At 75.1% G+C, this 15616-nt stretch carries 20 protein-coding genes; 6 read left to right on the forward strand and 14 right to left on the reverse strand.

Translation table 11 applies throughout. The features are described from left to right. Window positions 1-252: 252 nt before the first annotated feature. The 3 genes from ACIBK9_RS07745 to ACIBK9_RS07755 form a co-directional block, all read right to left on the reverse strand. On the reverse strand, window positions 253-594 hold the full coding sequence (locus ACIBK9_RS07745) for an Lsr2 family protein (RefSeq protein WP_352330153.1): 342 nt from the start codon (window positions 592-594) through the stop codon (window positions 253-255). A gap of 531 nt (window positions 595-1125) precedes the next feature. After that, window positions 1126-1314: a hypothetical protein gene (locus tag ACIBK9_RS07750; RefSeq protein WP_397156104.1), complete on the reverse strand. Its 189-nt coding sequence runs from the start codon at window positions 1312-1314 to the stop codon at window positions 1126-1128. Next, the gene (locus tag ACIBK9_RS07755) at window positions 1251-1679 is read right to left on the reverse strand and encodes a hypothetical protein (RefSeq protein ID WP_397156106.1); all 429 of its coding nucleotides are present in this window, start codon (window positions 1677-1679) and stop codon (window positions 1251-1253) included. The genes ACIBK9_RS07750 and ACIBK9_RS07755 overlap by 64 nt, the downstream gene beginning before the upstream one ends. Before the next feature lie 84 nt (window positions 1680-1763). Here ACIBK9_RS07755 and ACIBK9_RS07760 point away from each other — a divergent pair, with 84 nt between their 5' ends. Beyond that, window positions 1764-2495 carry an ankyrin repeat domain-containing protein gene (locus tag ACIBK9_RS07760; protein ID WP_397156108.1) on the forward strand — a complete coding sequence of 244 codons (732 nt, stop codon included), beginning with the start codon at window positions 1764-1766 and terminating at the stop codon, window positions 2493-2495. 79 nt (window positions 2496-2574) lie between these two features. Here ACIBK9_RS07760 and ACIBK9_RS07765 read toward each other — a convergent pair whose 3' ends face one another. The 3 genes from ACIBK9_RS07765 to ACIBK9_RS07775 all read right to left on the reverse strand — a co-directional run bounded on the left by ACIBK9_RS07765 (window position 2575) and on the right by ACIBK9_RS07775 (window position 4648). Continuing rightward, the gene (locus ACIBK9_RS07765) at window positions 2575-3789 is read right to left on the reverse strand and encodes an RNA polymerase sigma factor (protein ID WP_397156110.1); all 1215 of its coding nucleotides are present in this window, start codon (window positions 3787-3789) and stop codon (window positions 2575-2577) included. After that, window positions 3786-4154: a YciI family protein gene (locus ACIBK9_RS07770; RefSeq protein WP_397156112.1), complete on the reverse strand. Its 369-nt coding sequence runs from the start codon at window positions 4152-4154 to the stop codon at window positions 3786-3788. Before ACIBK9_RS07770 ends, ACIBK9_RS07765 begins: the two co-directional genes overlap by 4 nt. 65 nt (window positions 4155-4219) lie before the next feature. Further along, window positions 4220-4648: an ATP-binding protein gene (locus tag ACIBK9_RS07775; RefSeq protein WP_397156114.1), complete on the reverse strand. Its 429-nt coding sequence runs from the start codon at window positions 4646-4648 to the stop codon at window positions 4220-4222. 188 nt (window positions 4649-4836) lie between these two features. Between ACIBK9_RS07775 and ACIBK9_RS07780 the strand changes: the two genes are divergently transcribed. Beyond that, window positions 4837-5178, forward strand: a complete 342-nt coding sequence (locus ACIBK9_RS07780) for a hypothetical protein (RefSeq protein WP_397156115.1) — start codon at window positions 4837-4839, stop codon at window positions 5176-5178. A gap of 34 nt (window positions 5179-5212) precedes the next feature. Here ACIBK9_RS07780 and ACIBK9_RS07785 read toward each other — a convergent pair whose 3' ends face one another. Then, entirely contained in the window at window positions 5213-5530 is a 318-nt protein-coding gene (locus ACIBK9_RS07785; protein WP_358301360.1) for a transcriptional regulator, read from the reverse strand. Then, complete coding sequence (locus tag ACIBK9_RS07790) at window positions 5520-5951, reverse strand: hypothetical protein (protein WP_397156117.1); 432 nt, start codon at window positions 5949-5951, stop codon at window positions 5520-5522. The genes ACIBK9_RS07785 and ACIBK9_RS07790 overlap by 11 nt, the downstream gene beginning before the upstream one ends. 109 nt (window positions 5952-6060) lie before the next feature. Here ACIBK9_RS07790 and ACIBK9_RS07795 point away from each other — a divergent pair, with 109 nt between their 5' ends. Next, the gene (locus ACIBK9_RS07795) at window positions 6061-6186 is read left to right on the forward strand and encodes a hypothetical protein (protein ID WP_397156119.1); all 126 of its coding nucleotides are present in this window, start codon (window positions 6061-6063) and stop codon (window positions 6184-6186) included. 12 nt (window positions 6187-6198) lie between these two features. Here ACIBK9_RS07795 and ACIBK9_RS07800 read toward each other — a convergent pair whose 3' ends face one another. Beyond that, window positions 6199-6768 carry a cupin domain-containing protein gene (locus ACIBK9_RS07800; protein ID WP_387669628.1) on the reverse strand — a complete coding sequence of 190 codons (570 nt, stop codon included), beginning with the start codon at window positions 6766-6768 and terminating at the stop codon, window positions 6199-6201. Between the two features lie 47 nt (window positions 6769-6815). Between ACIBK9_RS07800 and ACIBK9_RS07805 the strand changes: the two genes are divergently transcribed. Then, window positions 6816-7637 carry a class I SAM-dependent methyltransferase gene (locus ACIBK9_RS07805; protein WP_397156121.1) on the forward strand — a complete coding sequence of 274 codons (822 nt, stop codon included), beginning with the start codon at window positions 6816-6818 and terminating at the stop codon, window positions 7635-7637. Between the two features lie 57 nt (window positions 7638-7694). Then, entirely contained in the window at window positions 7695-8870 is a 1176-nt protein-coding gene (locus ACIBK9_RS07810; RefSeq protein ID WP_397156123.1) for an acyltransferase family protein, read from the forward strand. A 6-nt stretch (window positions 8871-8876) separates the two neighbouring features. Here ACIBK9_RS07810 and ACIBK9_RS07815 read toward each other — a convergent pair whose 3' ends face one another. After that, on the reverse strand, window positions 8877-9830 hold the full coding sequence (locus tag ACIBK9_RS07815; RefSeq protein ID WP_397156125.1) for a zinc-binding alcohol dehydrogenase family protein: 954 nt from the start codon (window positions 9828-9830) through the stop codon (window positions 8877-8879). A 78-nt stretch (window positions 9831-9908) separates the two neighbouring features. Here ACIBK9_RS07815 and ACIBK9_RS07820 point away from each other — a divergent pair, with 78 nt between their 5' ends. Further along, window positions 9909-10499 (forward strand): TetR/AcrR family transcriptional regulator, encoded by a 591-nt coding sequence (locus ACIBK9_RS07820; RefSeq protein ID WP_397156127.1) that lies wholly within the window; start codon window positions 9909-9911, stop codon window positions 10497-10499. A 30-nt stretch (window positions 10500-10529) separates the two neighbouring features. Here the strand turns inward: ACIBK9_RS07820 and ACIBK9_RS07825 are convergent, their stop codons facing one another. From ACIBK9_RS07825 to ACIBK9_RS07840, 4 genes are all read right to left on the reverse strand, one after another. Continuing rightward, window positions 10530-12791, reverse strand: a complete 2262-nt coding sequence (locus ACIBK9_RS07825; protein WP_397156129.1) for a SpoIIE family protein phosphatase — start codon at window positions 12789-12791, stop codon at window positions 10530-10532. 82 nt (window positions 12792-12873) lie between these two features. Further along, a complete protein-coding gene (locus ACIBK9_RS07830; protein ID WP_358286019.1) occupies window positions 12874-13236 on the reverse strand; it encodes an STAS domain-containing protein in 363 nt (120 codons plus the stop codon). Between the two features lie 174 nt (window positions 13237-13410). Next, window positions 13411-14865 carry an MFS transporter gene (locus ACIBK9_RS07835; RefSeq protein WP_397156132.1) on the reverse strand — a complete coding sequence of 485 codons (1455 nt, stop codon included), beginning with the start codon at window positions 14863-14865 and terminating at the stop codon, window positions 13411-13413. A 111-nt stretch (window positions 14866-14976) separates the two neighbouring features. Beyond that, window positions 14977-15582 (reverse strand): TetR/AcrR family transcriptional regulator, encoded by a 606-nt coding sequence (locus ACIBK9_RS07840; protein ID WP_358286025.1) that lies wholly within the window; start codon window positions 15580-15582, stop codon window positions 14977-14979. Between the last annotated feature and the right edge of the window lie 34 nt (window positions 15583-15616).

The following is a 15616-nucleotide window of genomic DNA, read 5'->3' on the forward strand; positions in this document are numbered from 1 at the left end:
AAACCCCCCCCCCCCCCCCCCCCGGCTCGCGAGGGGAACCGCGGGGGGTTTCAAAAACCCCCCCCCCCCGGCCCGGGGGGGGGGGGGGGGCGCCCCCCCCCCCCCCCCCCCACCGCGGCACGGCTTCCGGCCGAGGCAGTACAGGCCGGCGCCAAGTGCGTCGCAGGTCGTTCCGAGGTCTCCGCCAAGGGCGTTCGCCGAGCATGGGAGCCCGCCGGCCCGCGCGCACCTGACGTCGTCCTGGTGAGCGGCCTAGTGGGCGGCCTCGTACTTCTCGACCACCGAGGCGGCGATGCGGCCGCGCTCGCTGACGGGCAGGCCGTTGGCCTTGGCCCACTGCCGGATCTCCGAAGACTTCTCCCGGCTCAACGCGCGGCTGCCGGTGACGGCCGCCCGGCGCCCGCGCCCACCGCGATCCACGCGAACAGGACGGGCCTTCACGATGAAGGGCGCCAGTGCTTTCCGCAGCGCGTCCGCCTTCTCCTCATGAAGGTCAATCTCGTAGCTGCTGCCATCGAGTGCAAAGACGACGGTCTCATGAGCCTCCCCACCGTCTACATCGTCGATGAGAATCTCTTGAATCTGCTTAGCCATGGTGGCACTCCATGCTCGATACGGTTGTTGCGTACTGTAGCGCCCTTCAGTAGCGTGCGGGCAACTTAGCTCGGCCCGGCGCCGGTGAACGCGGAGAACTCGCCGGGCACACCGCCTGTCAAACGCATTTCAAACGCGGCCGGAACCGCGCGTGCCCGGGGTGTCACGGCGGCCGCCTTACGTATCTCACCTGGGAATGCCCGGGTCATGTTCCAGGTCGCGGGGCGGGCGGGCGGTCGCGGCGGACGCGGGGCCGCCCGGCGCGCGCACGCGGACGGGGTAGCCGCGGGAAGGCGGCGGCCACGGCGGTGCGCATCTTATCGAAGATGAATTCAAAGGTGTGCTTCAATGTGTCCGCGCCGCTCCCGCGTGCGCGCCGCCGTCGCTTCCCGGCTTCGGCACACGGTTTTCCGGCGCCCCGCGAGCTGTGCGCCGGCGGGGCCCTATGGCGTCAACTCCGGGCAAGGCGTAGAAGTGCAAGTGCGAATGCGACGGGCCCGGCCGTCTTCCGCCCTTTTGTTTCTGACCGATTTATCGGGCGGGGCGGCCGAACCACTCCGTGACGCGGCGGAGGGCGGCGTCCGGGCCGTCGAGGTCGAGCAGGAGCTCGGGGGCGGCGAGCGCGGCCACCTCCTCGAAGGCGTCCTGATGACAGGTCAGCCGCCAGCCGGGCCAGCGCTCGGCCGGCCGCGACGGGGCAGCGAGCAGTCCAGCGACCACCAGTCGAGCGTGCGGGCGGCGGCGTCGAGGTGCACGCCGTTCCAGGGGACGGCCTCCAGCGCCGCGAAGGGCGTCGCCCGCTCCCGGATCTCCGGCACGGACGTGCGCCACACGGGCCCGCGGATCTCCAGGGAGCAGTGGACCAGCAGCAGGCGGCGGGACACGTCCAGCACGGCCACGGCCTGCCAGCGCACCGCGTCGCCCCAGCCGAGGGCGTGGCCGTGCTCCTGCTCGCGCACGAAGGCGGCCAGCCGGTCGGGGCCGCGCAGCAGGTCGCCGTAGAAGGTGCCCGCGCCGCCCCGGCGTGACCAGACCCGATGGCCGCCCGCGTCGACGATCACGTAGTGCGCGTGCTCGGTGCCCATGCCGCCCAACCTAGCCCGCGCCCGGCCGGGGCGGCCTCCAGCTGATCCGTGGCGGGACGGGCCGGGGCTCGTGACAATGGGCCCATGCGCTACCTGGATGCGGCGGACCCGCTGGCGGTGTCGGCGGCGGCGGCCGTGCGGCTCGGCGATCTCGACGGCGTACGGCGTCTGCTGTCCGGGCATCCCGGGCTGGCCCGCGTCCGGCTGGGCGAGGCGGGCGGGGTGTCCCGGACCCTTCTTCACGTCCTCACCGACTGGCCGGGCCACGTGCCGGGCGGTCCCGCCCTGGTACGGGAGCTGGTGGCGGCCGGGGCCGAGGTGGACGCCCGTTTCGCCGGCCCGCACGCCGAGACGCCGCTGATGTGGGCCGCGAGCTGCGACGACGTCCCCGTGCTCGACGCCCTGCTGGACGCCGGGGCCGACGTCGAGGCCATCGGCGCGGTGATCGGCGGCGGCACGGCGCTGTCGGACGCGTGCGCCTTCGCCCAATGGGATGCCGCCCGCCGCCTCGTCGAGCGCGGCGCGTCCGCCCGGTTGTGGGAGGCCGCGGCCCTCGGGCTCATGGACCGGGTCGCGGCGGCGTTCGAGGCCGGGACGCCGTCGCGGGCGGAGGTGACGCAGGGGTTGTGGGCGGCCTGCCACGGCGGGCAGTCGCAGGCGGCGGCGTTCCTCCTGGAGCGTGGCGGCGACCTCGGCTGGGTGGGCTACGACGAGCTGACCCCGCTGGACGCCGCCCGCCGCGCCGGCGCCGACGACCTGGCGTCCTGGCTCACGGCACGCGGCGCCCGCCCAGGCCCCCGACACTCCGCCGACTGACCCCCGCGCGCGCCGCCACCCGCCGGCAGGCCCCGGCATCCCGCCGGCACGCTCCGGCGCCCCGCCGGCGGGTCCCCGCTCAGGTCCCCGTGTCGCGCGCGGTCTCGGTGGCGCGGGTGAGGAGGGCGCGGCGTTCCTGGGCGCTGTGGGCGACGGCGGCGGCCCGCCGGAACAGCGCCGCCGCGCGGGCCGGGTCGCCGTCGCGGGCGGTGAGATCGGCCTCGGCGGCGATGGCCAGCGGATGGCCGTCGAGCTCGGCGCGGGAGCGCTCCAGCAGCGCGAGCCCGGCCCGCGGCCCGTGGGCGTACCCGTGCGCGACGGCCCGGTTCAGCTCCACCACGGGCGTGGGGTGGAGCAGGGCCAGCTCGTCGTAGCAGCGGGCGATCCGCGACCAGTCGGTGCCGGGCAGCGAGGACGCCGTGGCGTGGCAGGCGGCGATGCGGGCCTGGAGCCCGTACGGGCCACCGCCCTCGACCGCGGCCAGCAGGGCGAGCCCCTCGCCGATCGCGGCCCGGTCCCAGCGGGAGCGGTCCTGCCGGTCGAGGGGCACCAGGTCGCCGGCGGCGTCGCGGCGGGCGTCCCGGCGGGAGTGCTGCAGGAGGAACAGCGCCAGCAGCGCCGTCACCTCCTCCTGCTCCGGCATGAGCCGCCGCAGCAGCCGCGCCAGCCGGATCGCCTCTTCGGCGAACGCGGGCTCGCCGCCGGCGTCGTACCCCTGCGTGAACAGCAGATAGAGGACGGCCAGCACCCCGGGCAGCCGCTCGGCCAGCGCCGCCCCCTGCGGCACCCGGTACGGGATGCCCGCCTCGGCGATCTTCCGCTTCGCCCTGGTCAGCCGCCGGGTCATCGCCGACTCGGTGACCAGGAAGGCGCGGGCGAGGTCGGCCGTGGGCACGCCGCAGATCGTCCGCAACGTCAGCGCCACCCGCGACTCCAGGGCCAGCGCCGGATGGCAGCACGTGAAGACGAGCCGCAGCCGGTCGTCCACGACCTCCTCCTCCCGCCCGTCCCCGGGCCCGTCCTGGACGGTCAGGGCCAGCGCCGCCAGCTCGGCCAGCTTGCGGCGCTCGATCGAGACGCGGCGCAGCGCGTCGATCGCGCGGTTGCGCGCCACCGTCATGAGCCAGCCGCCCGGGTTGGACGGCACGCCCTCCTCCGGCCACCGCCGCACGGCCAGCGCCAGCGCCTCCTGGGCGCAGTCCTCGGCGAGGGTCCAGTCGCCGGTGACCCGGATGAGGGCGGCGACGATCCGCGGGTACGCCTCCGCCGCCGCCTCCTCCAGGTGCCGTCTCACTGCTCGAAGTCGGCGAACGGCCGCAGCTCCAGCCGCCCGTGCCTGGCCATCGGGTGGCTGCGGGCGACCTCGACCGCCTCGTCGAGGTCGGCGCATTCGAGCAGGTCGAAGCCCACGATCACCTCTTTGGTCTCGGCGAACGGCCCGTCGGACAGGACCAGCTCGCCGCGGCGCACCCGCACGGTGGTCGCGGCCGACTCCGGCGCCAGCACCGCGCCGCGCACCCGCCGCCCGCGGGCGTCGTTGTCGGCCACCCACGCCTCGACGTCGGGCAGGTTCTCCTGGTCGGTGTCGGGCTCGGTGTCGGTGCAGACGAACATCATGTACTTCATCTCGTGCTCCTCGGTCGGACGGCGTCTCACCATGGTGACGAACGGGACCGACGGAACCGGACGTCGTCCGCCGAGATTTTTTCGCGGAGAGAGAAGGGTCAGGCCGGCACGACGCGGCGCGCGTCCAGGCGGCCGGTCCCGCGACGGGCCCGCAGGTCGAGGGTCAGCAGCGAGCCGAGCCCGGTCTGCTCCAGGACGACCTCGTCGCAGAGCTGCTGGATGACCCACAGGCCGTACCCGTGGGAGGCGGTCGGGTCGAGGCGGGCCGAGGCCAGGTGCTCGTGGGTGAGCCGGCCGGCGACGTCGAGGATCTCGACGACCACGCCGTCGGCGCCGCCGCGGGAGGTCACCATGCCCGTCCGGCCGCCGTGGTCCAGCACGTTGGTGACCGCCTCGTTGACCGCCACCACCAGGTCCTCCAGCCGGTCGGCGGGCAGCCCGCAGTGGCGGCCGTGGACGCGGATCAGGTCCCTGATGAGGGCAAGGTCAGTGCTGATGGGGCACTGGAGCTCGAACTGAAGGGTCATGATCGTCTCGCGTGGCGGGGTCGGATGGGGTGGCGGGCCAGTCTCCAGCTTTCCCACCGGCGGCCACTCAAACGTGTACCGCCGCCGTTCGCAAGTCGGCGGCATGAGGGGCGCAGGACCGGGTAGCGCCATAAGTGCAGAAACTTCCGGCACGCCCACGGTCCCCAGACGAACCCGGAGGCTGACGAATGCGGCATGGCGACGGCGACCAGAGCACGGGCATCGACCATCGCAAGGGGAGCGGCCAGATCACGGGAAGCGGCGGGCTGGGCAGGGCCGCGCTGTGGCCGGCCTCGGTGCTGACCGCGGCGGTGACCGCCGACCTGCTGCGGCGCCGGTTCGCGCCGGCCCGGCTGCGGCTGGCGGAGGCCGCGAGCGGGCTGCTCGAACGTACGGGCGTGCGGCCGGCCAGGCCGCGCCTCACCGACCGGGAGCGGCTGGACCGCCAGTTGCTGACCTGGCGCCAGGCGCATCCGGAGACCCCGTGGCCCACCGGCCGCATGGGCCCGGCCGGGACCGGCGGCGGCTGACCGGGCTCCCGCCAAGGGTCCGCGGGCGGGCGGGTCAGGTGGGGTCGGCGGCGCTCCGGCGGGCCGTCTCGGCGATCGCCTGGAGCGCGTCGAGGTGCCCGGCCAGCGCGCGGCGGCCCTCCTGGGTCAGCGAGAGCCACGTACGGGGGCGCTTGCCGACGTAACCCTTGCGCACGTGCACGTAACCGGCCTCCTGCAGGGCGGAGACGATCCGGCTGACGCTGGCGTCGGAGATCTCGGCGTAGTCGCGGACCGCGGCGAACTCCGCCTCCAGCGCGCCCGACAGGAACGCCATGACGGTCAGCCGGGTGGGATGCTGGATGACCTCGTCCAGCCGGGGGTCAGCGGGCATGGCCGTCCAGTGCCGTGACGGTCCACAGCGCCGCCCCGCCGAGCACGGCGGCGCACAGCGCGCCTGCGCCCTGCCCGAACGGGATGGCGGCGAGCCAGCCCAGACCGTAGACGGCGGCGGGGCCGAGCTGGTTCATCAACCGGCGGGGGAGCGGGCCGCCCGGCATGGTGATGACCCCGCCGCGGCTGATCACCGCCGCGTGCACGGCCAGGAAGGCCAGCAGCACCGCCATGCCCGCCGCCAGCACCGCGCCGTGCTCCGGCCAGGGCCCGCTCACCAGCCCGACACCGACCGCGAACAGCAGCCCGCGCGCCGGGGCGAACCAGCCGGGCGCGGCCGGCCGCGAACGGGCCGCCACCCGCGCCGCCTCGGCCGCCTGCAACGCCTGACGGGCGGCGTGGGCGTCGACGTGATCGCGCATGGGACCTCCTCGGTGAAAGTACTTTCACCGTAGCATCTACTTTTGCCTCGCAAAAGTGCATCAGCCGGTTCCCCAACGGTCGGACGCCGGTACGTGCGACGTTCGCACGGTGACCACCAGGAACGCCGCGCACAACGGCACCCTCGCCCGCCGGAGCCGCCACCACCGGCCCGGCTTCCAGGCGACCCGCCCGGACGGCGACACCGCGCTCCCACCCGGGTGCGTCTGCGCCTGACGGCCGCCGCGCCTACGCCTGGCCCGCGTGCAGGTGGGAGCGCTCGCCGTCGTGGTCGAAGATGGTGAGCAGCTCCACGGGCCCGTCGTGGGCGCCGACGGCGTGCGGGGTCATGGTCGAGAACTCGGCCGCGTCGCCCGCCGGCACCAGGACGGTCCGCTCGCCCAGCACCAGGCGGGCCGTCCCGGACAGGACGGTGAACCACTCGCGCCCGGGATGCGCCTGCGGTTCGAGCGGCCGGTCGGGGGTGATGCGCATCTTGGCCACCGTGACGCCGTGCAGCGAACGTTCCCGGGACAGCAGCCACACGGTCATCCCCGGGTGGTCGCAGGGCAGCGGCCGGATCACCACGTCGTCGTCCTCGGTGGACTCGACGAGCTGGTCGAGCGTCGTGCCGAGGGCCCGCGCGATGGGGACGAGCTGGTCGAGGGCGATCCGGCGGTGGCCGGTCTCGATGCGGCTCAGGTTGGACGGGCTCAGCCGGCACCGCGCGGCCAGGGCGTCGAGCGACCAGCCCCGGGCCAGCCGCAGGCCGCGGATGCGCCGCCGGACCACGGCGTCCAGGTCGACTTCTTGCGTCATAGGCAAGAGTGTATGCCGCACACGCAGGAGCCCCTTACGGTGAAGCCATGGAAGGACATCACCACCACGAACATCACCATGGCGACGAATCAGCCCTGGCTGACCTTCTCGACCTGGACGCCGAAGTGCTCGGGCCGTTCCTGGACGAGCTGACCGCCTGGGTCGGCGAGCAGGCCGACCGCACCCCGCGCACGGTCGCCGACCTGGGCGCCGGCACCGGAACCGGCACGCTCGCCCTGGCCCGGCGGTTCCCCGCCGCCGACATCGTCGCGGTCGACCGGTCGCCGCTCATGCTCGACCGCCTGCGCGCGGCGGCGCGCGGCCAAGGGCTGGGGGAGCGGGTGCGCCTGCTCCAGGCCGACCTGGACGCGGCCCTGCCGCCGCTCGGCACGCCGGACCTGGTGTGGGCGGCGGCGTCGCTGCACCACGTCGAGGACCCGGCGCGGCTGCTCCGCGAGGTGCACGCCGCGCTGCCCCCCGGCGGACTGCTGGCGGTCGTCGAGATGGACGGCATGCCGCGCCTGCTGTCCGACGAGGCCGGGGCGGCGCTGGAGGCGCGCTGCCGGGAGGCGCTCGCGGGCAGCGGTCCTGACCCGTACCCGGACTGGGGGCCGGTCCTGGCGGCGGCCGGGTTCGAGGTGGCCGCGCGGCGCGACTTCCCGATCGAGGTGCGTCCGGCGCCGCCGGGGGCCGTCCGCTACGCGCGGGCGGTGCTGAGCGGCTACCGGTCGCGGCTCGCCGGGCACCTGGCCGCCGACGACCTGGCCGCCCTCGACCGGCTGCTCTCCGCCGACTCGCCGGAGTCCCTCCGCCACCGCGAGCTCGTCGTGCGCGGCACCCGGACCGCCTGGGCGGCCCGCCGTCCTTGACCCGGGACGGGCGGCGGGCGCCCGGGTGTTGCCAGCGGGACCGATACGTTGGGATGCGTGACGACTGCTCCCTTTGGCACCCCCCAGGTCGTTCGTCCGGAGGCGTCCAGGCTCGCCTGGCTGGACGCCATGCGCGGCATCGGCGCGCTCGCCGTCGTCGGCGAGCACCTGACGACCTGGGCCATGCCCTGGCTGCGCCCGACCTTCTTCAACCTGGGCGTGTACGGCGTCCTGGTGTTCTTCCTGGTCAGCGGCTACATCATCCCGTCGTCACTGGAACGGCACGGCGACGTGCGGGCCTTCTGGATCGGCCGCGCCTTCCGCCTCTACCCGCTCTACCTCGCCGTCATCGCCGTGGTCCTGGCCCTGTCCTGGTGGATCCCGGTACGCGCCGAGGTGCCCAGGGACGCCTCCTCGGCCGCGGCGCACGCCACGATGCTGCTGGACGTCGTCGGCGTCGCCGGGGTGATGAACACGATGTGGACGCTCTCCTACGAGATGGTCTTCTACCTGATGGTCACCGCCCTGTTCGTGACCGGCGTCCGGGACCGGCGCGGCCTGGTCGCCGTCGCGTTCGGGGTGACCGCGGTCGTGGCGGGCCTCGCGCTGAGCGCGGCGCCGCTGACCGGCGGCTGGCTGTCGTGGGTGTCGTTCGCGCTGTTCGCCGCCGGGCTGGCCGGCGTCGTCTCCGGCCGGCTGCGCACCGTGGCGGCGTGCGCGCTCGGCGTCATGGCCCTGGCCCTGCTGCTGCTGAGCAGCCGCGTCCCGTGGTTCGGCGCGGCGATCCTCGCGGTCATGTTCACCGGCACGGCGATCCGCCGGTGGGAGAGCGGCCAGGGCTCCCTGTGGCCGGTGGCCCTGGCCGCCTCGCTGGTGACGGTCGCCCCCGTCTGGGCGCTCAGCGCCGGGTGGTGGTGGGTGCAGCCGGACGTGTGGGGCACGACCGTCGTCCTGGCCGGGCTCACGTTCGCGGCCGGTCTGGCCTGGCGGGCCCGCCGGGTGCCCGCCGTGCTCACCTGGCTCGGGCTGATGAGCTACTCCCTCTACCTGGTGCACCTGCCGGTGCTCCTCGTGGTGATGGAGGTGGCGGGGGAGATGCGCTGGTCGCCGCTGCCCCTGCAGATCGGCGTGAGCGTGCTCTTCCTGGCTCTCGTGCTGCCGGGCAGCCGGCTGACCTACCGTTTCCTCGAACGCCCGATGCAGCGGCTCGGCCGCCGCCTGACCGCCTCCTAGGAGCGCCTACCGGCGCGGGTCGAGCACGAGCTTGCCGGTCGTACGCCGTTCCCTGAGCTCCGCGTGCACCTGCCGCACCTCCGACATCGGACGGTCCCCGCCCACGACCACCCGCAGCTCGCCCGCGATCGCCTGCGCCGCCATCTCCGCGTACGCCCCGGCCAGGACGGCGGGCCGCTGGAAGGCGTTGAGCAGCCAGAAGCCGCTGACGGTCGCCGAGCGTGGCTGGAGCGCGCGCGGCGAGACCGGCTGCGGCTCCACCCCGCCCGCCATCCCGTAGAAGGCCAGCCGGCCGAACGGCGCCAGCGCCGCCAGGCTCTGGTCGGTGACCCGGCCGCCGGTCATCTCCAGGACCACGTCCACGGGCTCGCCGCCGTTGGCCGCGCGCAGCGCCGCGGTGAGGTCGTCGGCGGCCGGGTCGACGGCGGCGTCCGCGCCCAGCGACAGGGCGAGCTCCCGCTTGGCGGGCGTGCTCGCCGAGGCGATCACCCGGCCCGCGCCCGCCGCCTTGGCGAGCTGCACCGCCAGCGAGCCGACGCCGCCCGCCGCCGCGTGCACGACCACGCTCTCCCCGGCCTGGACCCGGCCGGTGTGGCGGACCAGCCACCACGCGGTCAGCCCCTGGGCCAGCAGGGCCACCGCCGCGACGTCGTCGAGCTCCTCGGGCACGGGGAAGGCGGACGCCTCCGGGATCGCGGCCTTCTCGGCGTACCCGCCGCGCTCCAGCATGGCGGCCAGGCGGCGGCCGTCGGCGGTCCTGCCGACCACCTCGCCGCCCGGGACGACCGGCAGCGTGGTCGCGGCCAGGTAGGCGTTCTCGCGCATCAGCGTGTCGGCGAAGTTCACGCCGCAGCGCGAGACGTCCACGACGACCTGGCCGGGGCCGGGCCGCGGCTCGTCCACCTCCCGCACCCGCACGACCTCGGGACCGCCGAACTCGGTGATCTGCACGGCTCGCATGGCAACTCCAATGGAATCCAGTTTCAAATGGTACTGAGTACCATAAGGGACGCCGTCCATGAGCGCTAGACTGGGCCCGTGACCGAGCCCTCCCTGCGCGACCGCAAGCGACGGCGAGCCCGCGACGAGATCATCGAGGCCGCCTACCGGCTGTTCGCCGAGCGCGGCTACGACGAGGTGACGGTCGCCGACATCGCCGAGCGCGCCGAGGTGGGCCGCACCACGTTCTTCCGCTACTTCGGCGACAAGCAGGAGGTCGTCTTCGCGGGGGAGCACGACTGGCTCGACGGCCTGGCCGCCCACCATCGCGAGCTGCGCGGCGACCGCCCGCCCGGCCTGCCCGAGGCGCTCGCCCAGGTGCGCGAGCTCACCCTCGCCCTGTGCGCCAGGGCCACCCTCGACCCCGGCCGCTACGTCCTGCGCGAACGGCTGATCGCCGATCATCCCGAGCTCGGCGACCGCACGGCGCGCAAGCAGCGCCGCTTCGCCGAGACGATGACCGAGATCCTGCGCGAGCACGGCGCCACCCCCGAGACGGCGGCCCTGGCCCCGCAGCTCGCGCTGGCCTGCTACACCGCCGGCCGCGCCGTCGCCGGCGACGACCCGGCGGCGCTGGCCCCGAGCGTGGCCGCGGCCTTCGACCGGCTCGGCCTCCTCCCGCCCGCCTGACCCGGCGCCCGGCCCCTTCGCACGCCCGGCTCAGCGCACGTGCACGCCGATCAGGCAGGTGTCGTCGTCGGTGTCGGAGTTGCAGTGGGTGAGCAGGTCGTCGAGCCGGTGGTCGAGGGTCGCGGCGGTCCGCGAGGCGACGGCCAGCAGCCGGTCCTGGGCGTGGCGCAGGTTGTGGTCGCGCCGCTCGATCAGGCCGTCGGTGTAGAGCAGCAGCGTGTCGTCGGCCTCCAGCTGCAGCCGCCCCTCCTCGTAGACGGCGTCGGCGAACGCGCCGAGCAGCGGCCCCTTGACCATCGGCAGCTCGGTGCCCTGGGCGCCGCGCAGCAGGATCGGCGGCAGGTGCCCGGCCCTGGCCCAGCGCAGGACGCGGGTGGCGGGGTCGTACAGGCCGCAGATCGCGGTCGCCGTCATACGGTCGGCCAGGTGCCGGGCGACCAGGTTGAGCCAGCTCAGCAGCTGGGCCGGGCCCGCGCCGGTGGCGGCCAGGCCGCGCAGCGCGTTGCGCAGCACCACCATGCCCGTGGCGGCCTCGACGCCGTGCCCGGCCACGTCGCCCACCGACAGCAGGATGCGCTCCGACGGCAGCACGACCGCGTCGTACCAGTCGCCGCCGACCAGGTCCTCCTTCTGCGCCGGACGGTAGCGGACCGAGATGCGCAGCCCGAAGGAGTCCATGCGGCCGTGCGCGGGCGGCATGATGGCGTGCTGGAGCTGCAGGGCCAGGCGGTTGCGCTCGGCGGACTGCCGTTCGGTGTGGGCCAGCCGGTCGCGGGTCACGGCCAGCGCGACCTCCGTCCAGTGCTGGGGCGAGACGTCCTGGTAGGCCCCCCGCAGCCCGGCCAGCCGGCCGTCGGGGGCGAACACCGGCTCGGCCACCACGCGCAGATGGCGGGCCACCCCGTCGGGCCGTTCGAGCCGGAACGCCGTCGCGGCCGGCCGCCGGTGATGCAGCACCGTGCGCAGGAAGAGGCCCACGGCCACCTCGTCGTCGCGGTGCACGTGGTCGCGCAGGCGCTCCAGCGGGACCGGCCGGGCGTCCGGCGGCAGGCCGTACAGGGAGAACATCTGGGCGTTCCACATGATCTCGCCGGTGAGCGCGTTCTCCTCGAAGCCGCCGATCCGGCCCAGACGCTGGGCGTGCTCAAGCAGGCGGGCCTGGTCGTCGTGGTCGCGCCGGACGAGCAGCACGCTCCCGCCGTGGCGGGTGATGCTCACCTCGGCCGTGGAGGCGGCGGTGAAGGGCATGTCGGCGGCGCGGAACGGCTCGCCGGTGGCGTGCACGTGCTCGATCCTGGCCAGCAGCTCCCTGGCCGCGAACGGGTACGCCTCCAGCAGCAGCCCGCCCGCCCGCACCGCCGACGACCCGTTGGCGTGGTGGACGCGGAAGTCGGCGATATGCCCCTGCGGGTCGAGGTGCGGCACCAGGACGAGCGCCGGGTCGGACATGGAGTCGGCCAGGGCGGCCAGCTCGGCCAGGGCGGCGCCGGCGCGCGCGGGCGGCCCCGGGGAGTTCAGGGTCAGGGCGCACAGGTCGGCCAGCGCCTCGATCTGCCGTTCCATCCTGGGCGTGGGCTCGGGACAGTCACCCGGCCAGCAGATCTCCAGGACGCCGAGCACCCGTCCGCCCAGCCGGGCCAGCGCGGTGACGCGGCCGCCGGTCAGCTGGTGACGGCCGATCGAGGGCGGCCCCTGCGTGGTGTGCCACAGCGTGCGGCGTTCGATCAGCGTGCTGGTGGCCGGCGTGACCAGGCCCGGCGGGACCTGCTGCCAGAGCCCGGTCTCCTCCGCGCTGAAGCCCGCGTGCCCGGCCAGCGTCAGCGACGTGTCCGGCCCGGCCGCCCACACCGCGACCGCCGTCGCGCCGATCGGCAGCAGGGCCGTCTCCAGCACGGCGTGGGCCGCCGCCTGCACGTCCGTGGCGCCGAGCGCGGCGCTCTCGGCCGTGCGCAGCCGCACCGCGGCCGCCGCGTGCCCGGCGGACGGCTCCGGACCGCCGTCGAGCCCGGCGGCGCCGGTCAGGGACGCGTCGGCGATGGGGTCGTCGGCGGCCCGGTTGACGACGTCGGCCGCCAGCTCGGCCAGCGGCCGCCCGGTCCTGGCCGCGAGCGTGGCGAGCTGGTCGGCGGCCTGCGCAGGGGCGCAGCGCAGGCGTTCGACCAGGATGCCCTTCGCCAGCTCGACCAGCGCGCGGTCGTCGGCGGCGCGGCGGACCTCGTGCAGCTCGGCGCGCAGGCGCTCGACGGTCGCGGCCAGCCTGGCCAGGCCCGTCTCCTCGGCTGAACTCCCCATGGCGCGACTCCTCACCGCGTCGCCTGCGCCCAGACGCCTGCTAGCCCCGAAGTTAGCCGAGAATGCCCCCGCGCGCCGCCCGTCACACGGAACGTTCCGCGGCGGCCCTGGCGGCGGCCACCGCCTCCTCGACGGTGTCGTGCACGGGGAGGTGCCCGAGCACCCCGGTGATGTCCAGCAGCCGGGCGGGCAGGGGCTGCACGGCGGCCAGGCGCACCGCACCCGACCTCCTGAGCTGGTCGGTGGCGAAGGCCAGCAGGACGTGCAGGCCCGAGCTGTCCACGAACGGCACCCGGGCCAGGTCGAACACGACCTGGTGACCGGGCTCCGGACGATCTCGCAGGAAGCTCTCGAACTGGGCGCGGTTGGTGGCGTCGAGCTCGCCGGACACCACGATCACGGTGACGCCCGGCTGCTCCCGGCGCAGGAGCGTCAGCGGTGGCATCGCCGCTGCCCACCGCGCCTCGGGCGTGACGCGACCGGCGGCGGAGGGGCGTCGCCCGGCGCCCGGTGATGACCGGCCCCGGCGCAGGGCGGGTGGGTCGAGTAGCCGCGTCCCGCGGGGGGCGGAGCAGTCACGCAAGCAGAATAGCCTCCCGGGGTCGCCGGGGACATCCCGTCAGTGACCGTGACCGTGCCCATGGCCGACGAACGCGCCCGCCGGCCTGCCGGGCGGGACGAGGCCGAGCGAGATCACCGCCGCCGCCCCCGCGACGACCGCGCACAGCACGAGCCCCGAGGTGAAGCCGCCGGCCCCCGCGCCCGGCATCAGACTGGACGCGGCGACCGTGGACACCACGGCCACCCCGATCGAGCCGCCCAGCTCGTGGAAGGTGTTGATCACCCCGGAGGCGACGCCGTTCTCGCCGGGCGGGACGTTGGCCATCGTCGTGGTGGTGGCGGTCACGAACGCCGGCCCGATCCCCACGGCGGCCAGCACGAACCCCGGCACCAAGGTGGTGAACGCGCCCGCCTCGGGAGAGACCCGCGTCATCAGCGCCGCCCCCGCGGCGGTCAGCAGGAACGACGCCACGGCCACCGGCCGGCCCCCGACCTTGCCGATGAGACGGCCGCCGAGGTGTGCGCCGAGCGTGATGGCGACGGCGACGGGCAGGAACGTGAGCCCGGTCCGCAGGGGGCTGTAGCCCAGGACGTGCTGCAGGTAGAGGGAGCTGAGGAAGAACAGGCCCAGCATCAGTCCGGTGGCGACCAGCATGACGAACGCGCCCGAGACGACGGGCCGCCTGGCCAGGGTCTCGACCCGCATGAGCGGCGCCCGTACCGACCGCTCGACCAGCACGAACGCGACATAGGACAGGGCGGCCCCGGCCAGCGGCAGCACGGTTCCCGCGGCGCCCCAGCCGCCGTCGCCGGCGGAGACCAGCCCGTAGATCAGCAGGGCGGTCGCCAGCGTGACGAGCAGCGCGCCCCCGACGTCGACCCGGCCGCCGCGCGGGGCCTCGTCCTCGACACCGTCCCTGACGCGGGCGGGGACGACGCGGGGGACGGCGGCCAGCACCAGCAGGCCGACGGGGACGTTCACGTAGAACACCCACATCCAGCCGGGGCCGTCGGTCAGGACGCCGCCGAGCAGCACGCCGATCGCCGCGCCCGAACCGCCGATGGCCGCCCACACGGCGAGCGCGCGGGCCCGGCGCTCGCCCTGGAAGACGGTGGTGACGACGGCCAGGGCCGCGGGGGACAGCAGCGCCGCGCCGACCCCCTGGACGGCCCGCCCGGCGATGAGCGTGCCGCCGTCGCCGGCCAGGCCGCAGACGAGCGAGGCCGCGGTGAACAGCGCCAGCCCGGCCAGGAGCGTGCGGCGGGGGCCGAGCGCGTCGGCGAGCCGCCCGCCGAGGATCATCAGGCCGCCGAAGCACAGCGTGTACGTGGTCACCACCCAGGTCAGCGCCTCCCGGCCGAGCGCGAGGTCGGCGCCGATGGTGGGCAGGGCCACCTGGACGACGGTGATGTCGATGATCAGCATGAACTGCGCCAGGCACAACAGCGCCAGCACCGCCCAGCCCTTGCTCTGCGCGGGCGCGGCAGCCCGCGTCCCGACGTGATGACTCATCCCAGGTCTCCTTAACTTGTACACTGCTGTTCAAGTTAAGCACAGCAAAACGGTACGCCGGTAGGGTGTCGCGGCGACCGATCGGCTGGGAGGAGCCCTGAAGGGGAAGTATCAGGCGGGGGAGGGCGGGGTGAGGAGGGAGAGCATGGTGCGGGTCAGGACCGGCTCGACCTCCTCCGCGGCCAGACGGCCGGCCTCCCGTTCCTGGGCCGCGCTGTGGATGATCGCGAAGAACGTCGTCACCAGCCACTCCAGCGGCAGGTCGGTGCGGAAGTCGCCGTCGTCCTGGCCGCGGGCGATCAGGCGCTCCACCCGGCGCAGCGGGCGGTCGTGGTGCTCGCGGATGCGCTCGGTGGGCAGCACCCGGTCGGCGGCCACGAAGAGCCGCCGGTGGCGGTCGAGGATCTCCCACGACGAATGCAGCAGCCCGGCCATCGCCTCCGGCGCGGGAGCAGTGTCGAGGGCCTCGTCCTCCAGGACGGCGTCGGCCAGCCCGACGGTGTGGTCGAGGACGGCGTCCACCAGGGCCTCGCGGGAGGGGAAGTGCCCGTACAGGGTGACCCGGCCGACGCCCGCGGCCTTGGCGATCTCGGCCACGCTCGCGCCCGGATCGTCGCTGAGCAGCCGCGTCCCGGCTTCCAGGATGGCGGCGATGTTGCGTTCGGCGTCGGCCCGCCGGGCGGGGACGGGCTGTCGGGCGGCGGCGGTCTTCCCCATGGGCACCAGCCTACGACGCCCCCGGCCGGAGATC

The sequence above is a fragment of the Nonomuraea sp. NPDC050227 genome (assembly GCF_044459705.1).
Lineage (GTDB): Bacteria > Actinomycetota > Actinomycetes > Streptosporangiales > Streptosporangiaceae > Nonomuraea.